Genomic DNA, 14,014 nt, shown 5'->3' with positions numbered 1-14,014 from the left:
GCGCGAAGCCTGGGGGAGTACCAAGCCCGTCCACCTAAAATCCCGCCCCTATGCAGAGATCGCACATCGTTCGGCCCGCGGCCATGTTCTGGGGGCTGGTGGTGTTCATGCCGGTCGGCGTCACCTATCTTTCGGCCATCCTGCTGCTGCTCACCATGCTGGTGGCCGGCGGCCTGGACAAGCGCTATGCGCGGCTGCGCGCCAACCCGCTGTGGTGGCCGGTGATGGCCTACCTGGCCTGGACCCTCATCGTGCTGGCCATCGGGCAGCACTATCCCGAGACCGGCTCCAACCTGTTCCACGGCATCCGCATCGGCCTCACCATGCTCATGGCGATGGCGCTCACGCGCGAAGAGGCCATCTGGGCGCTGCGCGGCTTCCTGCTGGTCGCCGTGCTGAACATCCTGCTGGTCAGCTTCTTCTACGCGGTCGGCGGCTTCAACATCTGGTTGCCGCTGCGCGCTGTGGTGATGGAAGTGGGCAACAAGTCGATCAGCAACGCACTGCTGTTCAGCGTGGTGGCGTCCACGGCCGCCGTATGGGGCATCGCGCAGATCGCCGCGCACAGGCCGCTGCGCTCCATTCCCGCCTTCGTGCTGATGCTCGGACTGGGCCTGGTGGTGGCGCTGCCGCTGACCTCGCGCACCTCGGTGCTCGCGCTGCTGCTGGTGATTCCGGTGGTCTGCGTCCATCAGTGGCGCAATCACCTGAAGATGCTGGTGGGCGCGCTGGTGCTGGGGGCTGTGGTGCTCGGGGCGGCGCTCTATCAGGTGCCGCAGCTGCAGCACAAGGTCGAGACCGGCGTGCAGGAACTCGAGGAGGCGCAGGCCGGCGCGGTCTTCAAGGGCAGCTGGGTCATCCGCTACTACATGTACCGCGACACCGGCCTCATGATCGCCGATCGACCGTTCACCGGCTGGGGCATCGGTGGCTGGACCGACCAGTGGCACAAGCGCGGCCCGGCGCTGCTCGCCGACTCGAACATGCCGCACAACGACTTCCTGTGGGCCGGCGCGCAAGGCGGGCTGCCTGCCCTGCTGAGCCTGCTCATCATCATGGTCGCCGCCGTCTGGCAGGCATGGAAGCGGCCCGACATCGCGGGCCGCTATGCGCTGGCCGCGACGCTGATCGCGCTGATCGCATCGAGCGTGAATTCGGCCATGCGCGACGCGCAGATCGGCCTGGCGCTGCTGTTCGTCTCGATGGTCTACCTGCGGCTCGCGCAGGAGAAGAACGACCCGGATCCATGGCGCGGACTGCTGTCCTCGCGCTTGAAGAGCCTGGAAAACCCGGAAAAAGACCCCACCCGCCCGGCTGCCTGAAGAGGCATCGGACGGCCGGGGCCGGATGGCTCGGCGGCCGGCGGCTCAGTGCCGCGACGACACCGTCTCGCCGGCCTTCAGCCGGTACACCGTGCCGCAATACGGGCACTTGGCCTCGCCGGTGCGCGCCACGTCGAGGTAGACCTTCGGGTGGCTGTTCCAGAGCTTCATGTCGGCCTTGGGGCTGGGGCAGAACACGCCGCCTTGATGATTGAGCTCCTTGGCCAGGAGTTCGACGACTGCATTGGTGGACATGGGTTTTCTCAGACTTTCGTGAGCCAGTGGGCGTACTTGGGATTCTTGCCGTTCACGATGTCGAAGAAGGCAGACTGGATTTTCTCGGTGATCGGGCCACGGGCGCCGCCGTCGCCGCGGTTGCCGATCTCGACGCGGTCGAGTTCGCGGATGGGCGTCACTTCAGCGGCGGTGCCGGTGAAGAAGGCTTCGTCGGCAATGTAGACCTCGTCGCGCGTGATGCGCTTCTGCACCAGCTCCAGGCCCAGGTCCTTGCACACGTGCAGGATGGTGTTGCGCGTGATGCCGTTGAGCGCGCCGGCCGACAGGTCGGGCGTGTAGACCACGCCGCCCTTGACCACGAAGATGTTCTCGCCCGCGCCTTCGGAGACGAAGCCGCTCGCGTCGAGCAGCAGCGCCTCGTCGTAGCCGTCGTCCAGCGCTTCCATGTTGGCGAGGATCGAGTTGGTGTAGTTGCTCACCGTCTTGGCCTGCGTCATCGTGATGTTGACGTGGTGGCGGGTATAGCTCGAAGTCTTCACGCGGATGCCGCGCTTCATGCCTTCTTCACCGAGGTAGGCGCCCCACGACCAGGCCGCGACCATGGCGTGGACGCGATTGCCCTTGGGGCTCACGCCGAGCTTCTCGGAGCCGATCCAGATCAGCGGGCGCAGGTAGCAGCTTTCGAGCTTGTTCTCGCGCACCACCTGTTTCTGGGCCTCGTTCAGCTGTTCTTGCGTGAACGGGATCTTCATGCGCAGGATCTTGGCGCTGTTGAACAGGCGCTCGGTGTGCTCGGCCAGGCGGAAGATCGCGGTGCCCTCGGGCGTCTTGTAGGCGCGCACGCCCTCGAAGGCGCCGCAGCCGTAGTGCAGCGTGTGGCTCAGCACGTGGATCTTGGCGTCGCGCCAGTCCACGAGTTCGCCGTCCATCCAGATCTTGCCGTCACGGTCGTCCAGCGAGGGGGGGATCGAGCTCATTTCCTGATTCCTTTGGAAGCGGTGTTGGGAGCGAGGTGGGAAGTCGCAAAAGCTTTCGATTTTACGGCGGCGGGATTGGCGGGGTGCCCGACAATGCCCGGTTGTGCAAACCAGTGGAAAAGGGTTTCCGTGTCCGTATTCAAGAACGTCATCGTCTATCGCATCGAACCTGCCTGGTCCCAGACACTGACCGAGGCAGAAGAAGGGCTCGGCAAGCAGCGCTTCGTGCCTTGTGGCCCCTCGCAGGAAAAGTCCGCCGGCTGGGTCGAGCCCCGCGGCGAAGCCAATGGCCCGCTGGTCGAGTCCATCGACGGCCAGTGGTTGGTCGAATACATGATCGAGAGCAAGCAGGTCCCCGGCTCGGTGGTGCGCCGCAAGCTCGACGAACGCTGCGCTCAGATCGAAGCCACCACCGGCCGCAAGCCCGGCAAGAAGGAAAAGAAGGAACTCAAGGAAGACATCACCCTGGAGCTGCTGCCGATGGCCTTCACCCGCAGTGCGCGCGTGACGGTGTGGATCGACAAGGCCGAGAACCGCCTCGTGATCAACAGCGGCAACGCATCGCGCGCCGACGAAGTGGTCACCAGCCTCGTGAAGTCGCTCGACGGTTTCGCGGTGGCCCTCATCAACACGCAGATCGAGCCCGCCGCCGCCATGGCCAACTGGCTGCTGACGCAGGAGCCGCCAGCCGGCTTCACCATCGACCGCGAGTGCGAGCTCAAGGCCTCGGACGACTCCAAGGCCGTGGTGCGCTACGCCAAGCATCCGCTGGACATCGAGGAAGTGCAGAAGCACATCACGGACGGCAAGCGCCCGACGCGCCTGGCGCTCACCTGGGACGACCGCGTGTCGTTCGAGCTGACGCATGGCCTGCTGATCCGCAAGATCACCTTCCTCGAAGGCACGGGCGACGGCGCCGCGGGCGGCAAGAAGGAAGACAACTTCGACGCCGATGTGGCCATTGCCACGGGCGAACTGGGCCAGCTGGTGCCGGCGCTGCTCGATGCGCTCGGCGGCGAGGCGGCATTCTCGGCGGCCGTGCCGGACGAAGCGGCGAAGCCCGCCGCAGCAGCAGCCGCGCCCACAATGACGACCCCGGCCGACGCGCCCGAGGAAGAAGACGCGCCGTTCTGACGCGTCTTCCAACAGGCGTGGCTCAGGCCGCCGGCGGGTCTTCTTCCGGGGTTTCGGGCCGCGTCATCGTCCAGCTCTGCAGCTTGCCGCCATTGAACACGGCGTCTACGTACGAGCCGCCGCCGTCGGTCCAGCGGTAGTGCTCGGGCTGCTCGTCCTTGGGCGAGCGCAGCTCGCCGAGGGCGCGCGTCATCGCGATCACGTGCATCAGCGTGACCCCAGGCTTGAGCTTGGCATTGAGCATCACGGCACTTGCCACATAGCCCACCGGCCGCTCGGCGGCTCGCTTGAGCACCTGCATCGCGCGGTTGAAGTGCAACAGCAGGAACATCACGATCGCGCCACCGGCCAGGGCCACGCCGCCCCATCCGCCGCTGCGCCACGCCAGCCCGAGGAGAAGGACGGCACCGACGGGCACCAGAAATTTCTTGAAATTCATGGCGCGCATTGTCGCCGCCCGCAGTAGCGACCATGGCTACCGCCGGGCGCGCCGGACGGTACTCCCCCCGAAAAGCGCACGGCACGCGAGCGCCACGCGGCACATTTCGCCGCACGGGCATCAGCCCGGGCCACTGAAAAGCGTATGACCATTCCGCGTTCCGTCACTTTCGTTCGTCTCACCCTCGTCGCCGCGCTCGCGGGCATCGCCCTCAGCGGCTGCTACGTGGTCCCGCTCGGACAACCCGCTCCCGCAGCACCGCCCTCGCAGGCGTACGCCGTGGCACCGGGCCCGGTCGCACAGACCTTCAACGCGCGGCTGTACCCGTCGAACGCCGAAGCCGCGCGCTACGGCGCCGTCGCCGGCACGGTCACGAACGACATGAACGGCCGCGGCCACTTCAACGCACAGATCGGCGGCGAACAGTTTCAGGGAGAGGCAACCCGGGTCGCAGGCTCGCGAGGCACCGGCGTGGCGAATGCCACCGGCAGCCGCGGCGGCAACCTGAGTTGCCAGTACACGATGAACTCGGCCACGTTGGGCAGCGGCCAATGCGTGCTCAACAGCGGACCGGCGTTCACGATGCACATCGGGGGATAGGGAGGGTGGGCCCGGCGCCACGGTGCGCCGGGCCATTTTTTCCGGACTTCCCGTCACTGATCAATCAATCAGTCGAGGCGGCGGACCACGTCCATCGCCTCTTCGATGCGGTCGACGGCGTGGATCGTCAGCCCTTCGATTTCCTTCGCGCCCTTGCGGGGCGCGTTGGCCTTTGGAACCACCGCCACGCTGAAGCCCAGCTTGGCAGCCTCGCGCAGGCGCTCCTGCCCGCGCGGCGCCGGCCGCACCTCGCCGGCCAGGCCCACCTCACCGAACGCGATGAAGCCCTTGGGCAGCGGTTTGCCGCGCAGGCTCGAGGTGATGGCCAGCATCACGGCGAGGTCGGCCGCGGGCTCGCTGATGCGCACGCCGCCCACCGCGTTGACGAACACGTCCTGGTCCATGCAGGCCACGCCCGCATGGCGGTGCAGCACGGCCAGCAGCATCGCGAGGCGGTCGCGGTCCAGGCCCACCGACAGGCGGCGCGGGCTCGGACCGCCGTTGTCGACCAGCGCCTGGATTTCCACCAGCATCGGCCGCGTGCCTTCGAGCGTCACCAGTACCACGCTGCCGGGCACCGGCTCGGCATGCTGGCTCAGGAAGATGGCGCTCGGATTGGTCACGCCCTTGAGGCCGCGCTCGGTCATGGCGAACACGCCGATCTCGTTGACCGCGCCGAAGCGGTTCTTGATGGCGCGCACGAGGCGGAAGCTCGAATGCGTGTCGCCCTCGAAGTACAGCACCGTGTCGACCATGTGTTCGAGCACGCGTGGGCCGGCCAGTGCGCCTTCCTTGGTGACGTGGCCCACCAGCACCACGGCCGTGCCGCTGGTCTTGGCGAAGCGCGTCAAGTGCGCCGCGCATTCGCGCACCTGCGCGACGGAACCGGGGGCTGACGTGAGCTGGTCCGAATAGACAGTCTGGATCGAATCGATCACCGCGATGGCCGGACGCGTGGCGTCGAGCGTGGCGATGATCTTCTCCAGCTGGATCTCGGCCAGCACCTGCACCTGAGAGTGATCGAGCCCGAGCCGTTTGGATCGCAGCGCCACCTGCGCCCCGCTTTCTTCACCGGTGACATACAGCGCGTTCTGCCCCGCGCGCTGCAGCGCATCGACCGCCTGCAGCAGCAGCGTCGACTTGCCGATGCCCGGGTCGCCGCCGATCAGCGTGACGCCGCCCGAGACGATGCCGCCGCCCAGCACGCGGTCGAGCTCGTCAATGCCTGTGGGCGTGCGCGCGACGTCGGTCGCTTCTATTTCCGACAGCGTGGCGAGCTCCGACGCGCCCGCGAGCGATGCGAACTGCGTACCGAAGCGGTTGTTGGCCGGGCCGCTGCCCGCGCCCGCGACTTGCTCGATCAATGTGTTCCAGGCGCCGCAGCTCGGGCATTTTCCGAGCCATTTGGGGCTGGTGCCGCCGCATTCACTGCAGACGAAAAGTGTTTTGTCCTTGGCCATGCGGCGAGTTTAGGTGTCCGCACAAACCCTGATGACTGACAGCTAGGAAAGCTCTGGCGAATCATTTAACATGTTAAGTAATTTCAAAGAGAGACGCGTCTTGAGCACGACATTCACGCACCGCAATTTGCCGCGCCTGCTGCTGCAGGCCCGCGAAGCCGTGATGGCCCACACCCGGCCCAGCCTGCGCGAGCACGCGCTGTCCGACCAGCAATGGCGCGTGCTGCGCGTGCTGGGCGAACACGGTGCGGTCGACACCGGCCGCGTGGCGCGCGAAGCTTTCATCCTCGGGCCCAGCCTCACCGGCGTGCTTGCGCGCATGGAGCGCGACAACCTCATCACCCGCGCGCGCGACCCTGCCGACCAGCGCCGCACCGTGGTCGAGGCCACGCCGCACGGCATGAAGCTGGTGAAGCGGCTGGGCACCAGCATCGAGGCGCATTACGACTGGATGGAAAAGTCGCTCGGCAAGGCCAAGCTCGCGCAGCTCTACGGGCTGCTCGACGAACTCATCGCACTGGAGCAACCTTCATGAGCAGCGCCCCCCATTTCCTGCCCACCGGCACGGTGTACGGCACCCTGCTGAACTTCCGCGCCGAAGTGGTGGCGCTCGCAGCGCAGATGACGCAGCCGCCCTACAAGGCACCGCCGAAGGCGCCCGTGCTCTATGTGAAGACGGCCAACACCTGGAGCCCGCACGGCAGCGCCATTGCAGTGCCGGCGACCGTGCCCGAGGTGGAAATCGGCGCAAGCATCGGCATGGTGATCGGCGCCGAAGGCGACGTCGAGGGCTTCGTGCTGATGAACGACCTGTCGATTCCCCATGCGAGCTTCTTCCGCCCGCCGGTGAAGTTCAAGTGCGTCGACGGCTTCCTCGGCATCGGCCCCGTGCTGCGCGACGCACAGGAGGTGGCCGACCCCGCGAACTTCCTCGTCGAGGTGCGCATCGACGGCGAGCTGAAGCAATCCATCGTCTTCTCGCAGCTCGTGCGCCCGGCGCAGCAACTGCTTGCCGATGTCGGCGAGTTCATGACGCTGGCGCACGGCGACGTCCTGATGCTCGGCTGCGACCTTGGCCGTCCGCTGGCCCGCGCGGGCCAGCGCATCGACATCTCGGCGCCGGGCTTCGAGACCCTGAGCAACACGCTGGTGAAGGAGGCCGCATGAAGCACGCACGCGTCATCTTCGAAGGCCGCGAGCATTCCGGCGCGAGCCATGAGTTCAATGGGCAGCAAGACGCCGCCGTGCGCCTGGACGACGGCCGCATCGTGCCGCAGGAGCAGCTCGTCTGGCTGCCACCGCTCGCGCCCACGGCGCGGCCGCGCACCATCCTCGCGCTAGGCCTGAACTACGCCGACCACGCGAAGGAGCTCGAGTTCAAGGCACCCGAGGAACCGCTGGTGTTCGTCAAGGGCCAGAGCACGCTCATCGGCCACCGCCAGCTCACGCACCGTCCGGCCGGCGTGCAGTTCATGCACTACGAATGCGAGCTCGCCATCGTGGTCGGCAAGACCGCGAAGAACGTGAAGCGCGATGACGCGTATGACTTCATCGGCGGCTACACGGTGGCCAACGATTACGCAATCCGCGACTACCTCGAGAACTGGTACCGCCCCAACCTGCGCGTGAAGAACCGCGACACCTGCACGCCGCTGGGTCCGTGGTTCGTCGACGCGGCCGACGTGCCCGACCCCATGGCTCTTGCATTGCGCACCACGGTCAACGGCACGGTCACGCAGCAAGGCAACACGCGCGACATGATCTTCGACGCGCCCTTCCTCATCGCGTACTTCAGCCGCTTCATGACGCTGTCGCCGGGCGACCTGATCCTCACGGGCACGCCCGACGGCGTGGTCGATTGCAAGCCGGGCGATGTGGTCGTGACCGAGATCGAGCACATCGGCGCGCTGGTCAACACCATCGACGCGGCCTGAACCCTTTTTCCTGTCACACATCAACAAGCGGAGACAAACGCAATGAACGCCGGAAAGAAAACGCTCGCCCTCGCCGCCGCCCTCGTGGCCGTGAGCGCCTCGATGTTCGCGCTCGACGCGCCCGCGCAGACTGCGGCCTTCCCCACCAAGCCCGTGCGCTGGGTGGTGGGCTACCCGGCGGGCGGCGGCACCGACTTTCTCGCGCGCACGGTCGGCGCGCAGGTATCGCAGCAGCTAGGCCAGCCGGTGCTCGTCGACAACAAGCCCGGCGCGGGCGCGATCATCGCGTCGGAGAACGTGGCGCGCGCACCGGGCGACGGCTATACCGTGTTCTCGGCCGACAACGGCGTGCTGGTCTACAACCCCGCGCTCTACAAGAAGCTGCCCTACGACGCCGAAAAAGACTTCGCGCTGGTCGGCATGATGGGCCGCTCGCCGCTCATCCTCACGGCCGCGCCCAACGCCGGCATCGCCGATGCCAAGGCATTTCTCACCGCGCTCAAGGCTTCGCCCGGCAAGTACAGCATCGCCACGCCGGGCACCGGCAGCCCGCACCACCTGGCGCTCGAGTTGTTCCAGCGCGAAGCCGGCGTGTCGATGCTGCACGTGCCGTACAAGGGCGGCGCGCCCGCACTGCAGGACCTGATGGGCGGCCAGGTCGCGCTGATGATGCTCGACCTGCCCAGCGGCGTGAGCGCCGTCAAGGCCGGCAAGGTGGTGCCGCTTCTCGCCATGTCGGCCGAGCGCGTGCCGCAGCTGCCGAACATTCCCACCGCGAAGGAACTCGGCTTTGCCAACGTCGAGGCCTACACCTGGCAGGGCCTCGTCGCGCCCGCGGCCACGCCGAAGGAAGTGCAGGCGAAGCTGGGCGCCGAGCTTCAGAAGGCCATGGCCGACGGCGGCGTGCGCCAGAAGCTCTACGACGCGGGCTGGGAAGCACGCCCCGCCGACGCCACCGAAATGACGCGCTACACCGACGCCGAGCGCAAGAAATGGCATGCCCTGATCAAGGCGCGCGACATCAAACTCGATTGAACCGGACCGGACACCTCTTCATGCAACAGATCGACCATCTCATCGGCGGCAAGTCCGTCACGGGCAAGGACTACTTCGAGACCGTCAACCCGGCCACGCAGGAAGTGCTGGCCGAAGTCGCCTCGGGCGGCGAAGCCGAAGTGAACGCCGCCGTGGCCGCCGCCAAGGAAGCCTTTCCCAAATGGGCCGGCCTGCCCGCACCCGAGCGCGCCAAGCTGATCCGCAAGCTCGGCGACCTGATCGCGAAGCACGTGCCCGAGATCGCGCAGACCGAGACCGACGACTGTGGCCAGGTGATCGCGCAGACCGGCAAGCAGCTGATTCCGCGCGCGGCCGACAACTTCTACTACTTCGCCGAGATGTGCACGCGCGTGGACGGCCACACCTACCCGACGCCCACGCACCTGAACTACACGCTGTTCCATCCGGTGGGCGTTTGCGCGCTCATCAGCCCGTGGAACGTGCCCTTCATGACCGCCACCTGGAAGGTCGCGCCCTGCCTGGCCTTCGGCAACACGGCGGTGCTGAAGATGAGCGAGCTGTCGCCGCTGACGGCCGCGCGGCTGGGCGAACTGGCGCTCGAAGCGGGCATTCCGCCCGGCGTGCTGAACCTCGTGCACGGCTACGGCAAGGAGGCCGGCGAGCCGCTGGTGGGGCACCCCGACGTGCGCGCCATTTCGTTCACCGGCTCCACCGCCACGGGCAATCGCATCGTGAAGAGCGCGGGGCTGAAGAAGTTCAGCATGGAACTCGGCGGCAAGAGCCCGTTCGTGATCTTCGAAGACGCCGACCTCGACCGCGCGCTCGACGCGGCCGTGTTCATGATCTTCAGCAACAACGGCGAACGCTGCACGGCCGGCTCGCGCATCCTGGTGCAGCAGTCGATCTACGCCGACTTCGCCGCGAAGTTCGCGGAGCGCGCCAAGCGCATCACGGTCGGCGACCCGCTCGACGAGAAGACCATCGTCGGCCCGATGATCTCGCAAGCCCACCTGGCCAAGGTGCGCAGCTACATCGAGCTGGGCCCGAAGGAAGGCGCGACGATGCTGTGCGGCGGGCTCGATGCGCCGTCGAACCTGCCGGACCGCGTGAAGAAGGGCAACTACGTGATGCCCACCGTGTTCGCCGATGTCGACAACCGCATGAAGATCGCGCAGGAAGAGATCTTCGGCCCCGTGGCCTGCCTGATCCCGTTCAAGGACGAGGCCGATGCCATCCGGCTGGCCAACGACATCCAGTACGGCCTGAGCAGCTACGTATGGACCGAGAACATCGGCAAGGCCCACCGGGTGGCCGCCGCCGTGGAAGCCGGCATGTGCTTCGTCAACAGCCAGAACGTTCGCGACCTGCGCCAGCCCTTCGGCGGCACCAAGGCCTCGGGCACGGGGCGCGAAGGCGGCACCTGGAGCTACGAAGTGTTCTGCGAGCCGAAGAACGTGGCGGTATCGCTGGGTTCGCACCATATTCCGCACTGGGGCGTTGCATGAACACGCGGCGCCGCACGCTGCTGCAAGGCGCGGCCGCACTCGCCGCGTTGCCCTCGCTCGCGCGTGCCCAGGCCGCCTGGCCCAACAAGCCGATCCGCGTGATCGTGCCCTTCCCGCCCGGCGGCACCACCGACTTCGTCGCGCGGCTGGTGGGCACCGAGGTGGCGAAGGCGCTGGGCCAGCCGGTGATCGTCGACAACAAGCCCGGTGCAGGCACGGTGATCGGCGTCGATGCCGCCGCCAAGGCCGCGCCCGACGGCAACACCTTCGTCTGCGTGGCCAACAGCTTCGCGGCCAATCAGAAGCTGATACGCAAGCTGCCCTACGACACGCAGAAAGACCTGCGCCCCGTCGCCCTGATGGGCATGTCGGAGCACGTGCTGGCCACGCACCCCGCGAGCGGCCTGAAGACGCTGGCCGACCTGCGCAACGCCGCCAAGGCCAAGCCCGGCACGCTGAGCTTCGCCTCCTTCGGCAACGGCACCTCGGCGCATCTCTCTGGCGAGATGCTCAAGCTGCAGATGGGCCTGGACATCGTGCACGTGCCCTACAAGGGCCAGGGCCCGGCGCTCACCGACCTGCTCGGCGGGCAGGTGACGATGATGTTCGGCAACTGGCCCGAGTTCCGCGGCCACATCCAGAGCGGCAAGCTGGTGGCGCTGGGCATGGCGACCGCGCAGCGCTCGCAGTACGCGCCCGCCATACCCACACTGGCCGAACAGGGCGTGCCCATCGAGTCCAATTCGTGGAACGGCCTGCTGGCGCCGGCCGGCACGCCCGACGCCATCGTGCAGCGCGTGAACGCCGAGGTGAACCGCGCGCTCGCGGGCCCCGCGTTGACCGAGGCCTTCCAGAAGGGAGGCATCGCGTCGCTGTCGGGCACGCCGGAGCGCTTCGCGGCCTTCATCCAGAGCGAGATCGCGAAGTACGACGACGTGATCCGCAAGGCCAACATCCAGATCGAGGGCTGAACCATGAGCCTCTATGCGATGCAGAAATTCCTCTTCGCGCTCAACCGCGAACCCGAAGTGCAGCGGCGCTATGCCGAAGGGGGCGACACGCGCACCGCGCTGCTCGCCGGCTATGACCTCGACGACGAAGAACGCGAAGCCATCGACACCGGCGACATCGGCAAGCTCTACGTGCTCGGCTGCAACGGCCAGTTGCTGATGCACTTCGCGCCCCTGCTCGGCATTCCGTGGGCCGATTACCTCGAAGCCATGCGCGAAGGCGTGCGCAAGTACGGACCGGTGCGCGCGGGCATCTATGCGATGACGACGGGCACAGACGAAAAGGTGGCAGGCGTATGAGTCTGGTTTTTGCAGGCGTGTGCAGCCACGCCCCCGGCATCACCGGCCGCGCGCATCTGGCGGACCCGGCCGTGAAGGACGAGTTCCATGCGCAGTTCCACCGCTTCGGCGAGGCCATGCGCGCCACCAAGCCCGACGCGGTGATCGTGATCGCCGCGGAGCACTTCGCGAACTTCTTCATGAACAACATGCCGGCCTATGCCATCGGCATGGCCGACAGCTACGAAGGTCCGATCGAAGACCCGAAGTGGCTGGGCATCGAGAAGCACACCATCCCCGGCGACGCAGCACTGTCGCAGCGCATCATCCGCGAGGTGATGCAGACAGTGGACGTGGCCTATGCGGAGGAATGGAAGTTCGACCACGGCATCATGGTGCCGCTGAACTTCCTCACGCCGAACTTCGACACCAAGGTCATCCCCGTGAACATCAACTGCCAGGGCCCGCCGCTCACGCCGCTGCACCGCGCCTGGGCCTTCGGCGAGGCCTTGCGCCGCGCCTGCGACAAGGTGCCCGAGCGCATCGCGCTGGTGGGCACGGGCGGTATCTCGCACTGGCCGGCCACGCCCGATTCTGGCAAGGTGAACGCGGAGTGGGACGCCGAGTTCATGCGCCGCTGGTGCGCCAACGATCGCGAGGGCATGCTCTCGCTGGACGACTATGGCGACGAAGCCACCTACCGCGAGGCGGGCCAGGGCGGCTTCGAGATCCGCACCTTCCTCAGCGTGGCCGCGGCCGCGCGCGGCAAGGGTGAGATCTTCCATATGAAGGCGATTCCGATCTTCGCGGTAACGTGCACGGCCGCGACCATGTCGGTGGAATGAACGGAGAACAGCAATGCCCCATCTGGTGATCCTCTACACGCCGAATATCGAGGCCGAGACCGACATGTCGGCCCTGTGCCGCACGCTGGCCGACACCATGCTGGAGCAGCGCGACGCAGCCGGCAAGCCGGTGTTCCCCATCGGCGGTACGCGCGTGCTGGCCTACCCTGCGGCGCACCACGCGGTGGCCGATGGCAAGGCCGACTACGCCTTCGTCTACCTCAACCTGCGCATGGCTGCGGGCCGCGCCGAGGCGGTGAAGAAGAAGGCCGGCGACGATCTGCTGGCCGGCGTGCGCACGCATTTCGCGCCGATCTTCGACCAACGCCCCATCGGCATCACGCTGCAGATCGACGAAAGCCCCGGGCAGGTGTACGACGGCAAGCACAGCAACCTGCATCCCCTGTTCAACAAGAACTGAACGAAGCCACATGCTCTCCAAAGCCACCATCGCCCAACTGGCCGCCGAATTGCACGAAAGCGAGAAGTCGCGCGTGCAGGTCGAGCACTTCTCCAAGCGCTTTCCCGAGATGACCGTGGAAGACGGCTACGCCATCTCGCGCGAATGGGTGAAGGCCAAGATTGCTGGAGGCCGCACCGTGAAGGGCCACAAGATCGGCCTGACCTCGCGCGCCATGCAGCAGTCCAGCCAGATCGACGAGCCCGACTACGGCACGCTGCTGGACGACATGTTCTTCGAGCAGGGCGGCGACATCCCGTTCAAGCGCTTCATCGCGCCGCGCGTCGAGGTGGAGCTGGCCTTCGTCCTCGGCAAGAAGCTGCGGGGCCCGAACGTGACCATCTTCGACGTGCTGGCCGCCACCGACTACGTGGTGCCGGCCATCGAGATCATCGATGCGCGCATCGAGCAGTTCGACCGCCACACCAAGGCGCCGCGCAAGGTGTTCGACACCATCGCCGACAACGCGGCCAATGCCGGCATCGTGATGGGTGGCCGGCCGGTGAAGCCCGACGCGGTCGACCTGCGCTGGGTGAGCGCGCTGCTCTACAAGAACGGCGTGATCGAGGAATCGGGCGTGGCCGCGGCCGTGCTCAACCACCCGGCGACCGGTGTGGCATGGCTTGCGAACAAGCTGGCGCCGTGGGACGAATGCCTCGAAGCCGGTGAAGTGGTGCTGGGCGGTTCGTTCACACGGCCCACCACCGCAGTTCCCGGTGACACTTTCCACGCGGACTACGGCCCGCTCGGCTCCATCTCCTTCCGACTTGTATGAAGCTCGCCCCCAGGCTTCGC

The 14,014-nt window shown here is 66.9% G+C and carries 17 protein-coding genes; 13 read left to right on the top strand and 4 right to left on the bottom strand.

Annotation, left to right across the window (positions count from 1 at the left end; all coding sequences use genetic code 11):
- Positions 1-50 precede the first annotated feature (50 nt).
- Positions 51-1,322: an O-antigen ligase family protein gene (locus tag PMI12_RS21825; protein ID WP_042673984.1), complete on the top strand. Its 1,272-nt coding sequence runs from the start codon at positions 51-53 to the stop codon at positions 1,320-1,322.
- A gap of 45 nt (positions 1,323-1,367) precedes the next feature.
- On the opposite strand, the gene PMI12_RS21820 is transcribed toward PMI12_RS21825, so the two are convergent.
- Together PMI12_RS21820 and PMI12_RS21815 are read right to left on the bottom strand one after the other, a co-directional pair.
- Entirely contained in the window at positions 1,368-1,577 is a 210-nt protein-coding gene (locus tag PMI12_RS21820) for a zinc-finger domain-containing protein (RefSeq protein WP_007836801.1), read from the bottom strand.
- A gap of 8 nt (positions 1,578-1,585) precedes the next feature.
- The gene (locus PMI12_RS21815) at positions 1,586-2,536 is read right to left on the bottom strand and encodes a branched-chain amino acid transaminase (protein WP_007836800.1); all 951 of its coding nucleotides are present in this window, start codon (positions 2,534-2,536) and stop codon (positions 1,586-1,588) included.
- A gap of 129 nt (positions 2,537-2,665) precedes the next feature.
- On the opposite strand from PMI12_RS21815, the gene PMI12_RS21810 reads away from it, so the two are divergent.
- A complete protein-coding gene (locus PMI12_RS21810) occupies positions 2,666-3,670 on the top strand; it encodes a recombination-associated protein RdgC (RefSeq protein WP_007836799.1) in 1,005 nt (334 codons plus the stop codon).
- A 22-nt stretch (positions 3,671-3,692) separates the two neighbouring features.
- Here PMI12_RS21810 and PMI12_RS21805 read toward each other — a convergent pair whose 3' ends face one another.
- Positions 3,693-4,118 (bottom strand): hypothetical protein, encoded by a 426-nt coding sequence (locus tag PMI12_RS21805; protein WP_007836797.1) that lies wholly within the window; start codon positions 4,116-4,118, stop codon positions 3,693-3,695.
- Positions 4,119-4,253: 135 nt separating this feature from the next.
- On the opposite strand from PMI12_RS21805, the gene PMI12_RS21800 reads away from it, so the two are divergent.
- A complete protein-coding gene (locus tag PMI12_RS21800; RefSeq protein ID WP_007836795.1) occupies positions 4,254-4,709 on the top strand; it encodes a hypothetical protein in 456 nt (151 codons plus the stop codon).
- A gap of 68 nt (positions 4,710-4,777) precedes the next feature.
- Here PMI12_RS21800 and radA read toward each other — a convergent pair whose 3' ends face one another.
- A complete protein-coding gene (gene radA / locus PMI12_RS21795) occupies positions 4,778-6,169 on the bottom strand; it encodes a DNA repair protein RadA (protein WP_007836793.1) in 1,392 nt (463 codons plus the stop codon).
- 100 nt (positions 6,170-6,269) lie between these two features.
- Between radA and hpaR the strand changes: the two genes are divergently transcribed.
- Genes hpaR through hpaH form a run of 10 tightly spaced genes read left to right on the top strand, consistent with a single transcriptional unit; the run spans position 6,270 to position 13,994 of the window.
- Complete coding sequence (hpaR, locus tag PMI12_RS21790) at positions 6,270-6,704, top strand: homoprotocatechuate degradation operon regulator HpaR (RefSeq protein WP_007836792.1); 435 nt, start codon at positions 6,270-6,272, stop codon at positions 6,702-6,704.
- Positions 6,701-7,336 carry a fumarylacetoacetate hydrolase family protein gene (locus PMI12_RS21785; protein ID WP_007836790.1) on the top strand — a complete coding sequence of 212 codons (636 nt, stop codon included), beginning with the start codon at positions 6,701-6,703 and terminating at the stop codon, positions 7,334-7,336. Before hpaR ends, PMI12_RS21785 begins: the two co-directional genes overlap by 4 nt.
- Positions 7,333-8,103 (top strand): fumarylacetoacetate hydrolase family protein, encoded by a 771-nt coding sequence (locus PMI12_RS21780; protein WP_007836788.1) that lies wholly within the window; start codon positions 7,333-7,335, stop codon positions 8,101-8,103. The genes PMI12_RS21785 and PMI12_RS21780 overlap by 4 nt, the downstream gene beginning before the upstream one ends.
- A gap of 42 nt (positions 8,104-8,145) precedes the next feature.
- Positions 8,146-9,138, top strand: a complete 993-nt coding sequence (locus PMI12_RS21775; protein WP_007836785.1) for a Bug family tripartite tricarboxylate transporter substrate binding protein — start codon at positions 8,146-8,148, stop codon at positions 9,136-9,138.
- 20 nt (positions 9,139-9,158) lie between these two features.
- Positions 9,159-10,625 (top strand): 5-carboxymethyl-2-hydroxymuconate semialdehyde dehydrogenase, encoded by a 1,467-nt coding sequence (hpaE, locus tag PMI12_RS21770; RefSeq protein ID WP_007836784.1) that lies wholly within the window; start codon positions 9,159-9,161, stop codon positions 10,623-10,625.
- Entirely contained in the window at positions 10,622-11,596 is a 975-nt protein-coding gene (locus PMI12_RS21765; protein ID WP_007836783.1) for a tripartite tricarboxylate transporter substrate binding protein, read from the top strand. The genes hpaE and PMI12_RS21765 overlap by 4 nt, the downstream gene beginning before the upstream one ends.
- A gap of 3 nt (positions 11,597-11,599) precedes the next feature.
- The gene (locus tag PMI12_RS21760; RefSeq protein WP_007836782.1) at positions 11,600-11,935 is read left to right on the top strand and encodes an aromatic ring-opening dioxygenase subunit LigA; all 336 of its coding nucleotides are present in this window, start codon (positions 11,600-11,602) and stop codon (positions 11,933-11,935) included.
- On the top strand, positions 11,932-12,759 hold the full coding sequence (locus PMI12_RS21755) for an extradiol ring-cleavage dioxygenase (RefSeq protein ID WP_007836781.1): 828 nt from the start codon (positions 11,932-11,934) through the stop codon (positions 12,757-12,759). Before PMI12_RS21760 ends, PMI12_RS21755 begins: the two co-directional genes overlap by 4 nt.
- A 13-nt stretch (positions 12,760-12,772) precedes the next feature.
- Entirely contained in the window at positions 12,773-13,180 is a 408-nt protein-coding gene (locus tag PMI12_RS21750) for a 5-carboxymethyl-2-hydroxymuconate Delta-isomerase (protein WP_007836780.1), read from the top strand.
- Between the two features lie 10 nt (positions 13,181-13,190).
- Entirely contained in the window at positions 13,191-13,994 is an 804-nt protein-coding gene (gene hpaH, locus PMI12_RS21745) for a 2-oxo-hept-4-ene-1,7-dioate hydratase (RefSeq protein ID WP_007836778.1), read from the top strand.
- Positions 13,995-14,014 lie beyond the last annotated feature (20 nt).

The sequence above is a fragment of the Variovorax sp. CF313 genome (assembly GCF_000282635.1).
Lineage (GTDB): Bacteria > Pseudomonadota > Gammaproteobacteria > Burkholderiales > Burkholderiaceae_C > Variovorax.
Note: the sequence above shows the minus strand (reverse complement) of the source record. Positions and strands in the feature narration are given on the sequence as shown.

Excerpts from the sequence above, each read along its gene's own strand:
- PMI12_RS21785 (WP_007836790.1), top strand. The coding sequence starts at position 6,701 with ATGAGCAGCGCCCCCCATTTCCTGCCCACCGGCACGGTGTACGGCACC.
- PMI12_RS21775 (WP_007836785.1), top strand. The coding sequence starts at position 8,146 with ATGAACGCCGGAAAGAAAACGCTCGCCCTCGCCGCCGCCCTCGTGGCC.
- PMI12_RS21750 (WP_007836780.1), top strand. The coding sequence starts at position 12,773 with ATGCCCCATCTGGTGATCCTCTACACGCCGAATATCGAGGCCGAGACC.
- PMI12_RS21780 (WP_007836788.1), top strand. The coding sequence starts at position 7,333 with ATGAAGCACGCACGCGTCATCTTCGAAGGCCGCGAGCATTCCGGCGCG.
- radA (WP_007836793.1), bottom strand. The coding sequence starts at position 6,169 with ATGGCCAAGGACAAAACACTTTTCGTCTGCAGTGAATGCGGCGGCACC.
- PMI12_RS21820 (WP_007836801.1), bottom strand. The coding sequence starts at position 1,577 with ATGTCCACCAATGCAGTCGTCGAACTCCTGGCCAAGGAGCTCAATCAT.
- PMI12_RS21765 (WP_007836783.1), top strand. The coding sequence starts at position 10,622 with ATGAACACGCGGCGCCGCACGCTGCTGCAAGGCGCGGCCGCACTCGCC.
- hpaE (WP_007836784.1), top strand. The coding sequence starts at position 9,159 with ATGCAACAGATCGACCATCTCATCGGCGGCAAGTCCGTCACGGGCAAG.
- PMI12_RS21805 (WP_007836797.1), bottom strand. The coding sequence starts at position 4,118 with ATGCGCGCCATGAATTTCAAGAAATTTCTGGTGCCCGTCGGTGCCGTC.
- PMI12_RS21760 (WP_007836782.1), top strand. The coding sequence starts at position 11,600 with ATGAGCCTCTATGCGATGCAGAAATTCCTCTTCGCGCTCAACCGCGAA.
- PMI12_RS21825 (WP_042673984.1), top strand. The coding sequence starts at position 51 with ATGCAGAGATCGCACATCGTTCGGCCCGCGGCCATGTTCTGGGGGCTG.
- hpaH (WP_007836778.1), top strand. The coding sequence starts at position 13,191 with ATGCTCTCCAAAGCCACCATCGCCCAACTGGCCGCCGAATTGCACGAA.
- PMI12_RS21755 (WP_007836781.1), top strand. The coding sequence starts at position 11,932 with ATGAGTCTGGTTTTTGCAGGCGTGTGCAGCCACGCCCCCGGCATCACC.
- PMI12_RS21815 (WP_007836800.1), bottom strand. The coding sequence starts at position 2,536 with ATGAGCTCGATCCCCCCCTCGCTGGACGACCGTGACGGCAAGATCTGG.
- PMI12_RS21800 (WP_007836795.1), top strand. The coding sequence starts at position 4,254 with ATGACCATTCCGCGTTCCGTCACTTTCGTTCGTCTCACCCTCGTCGCC.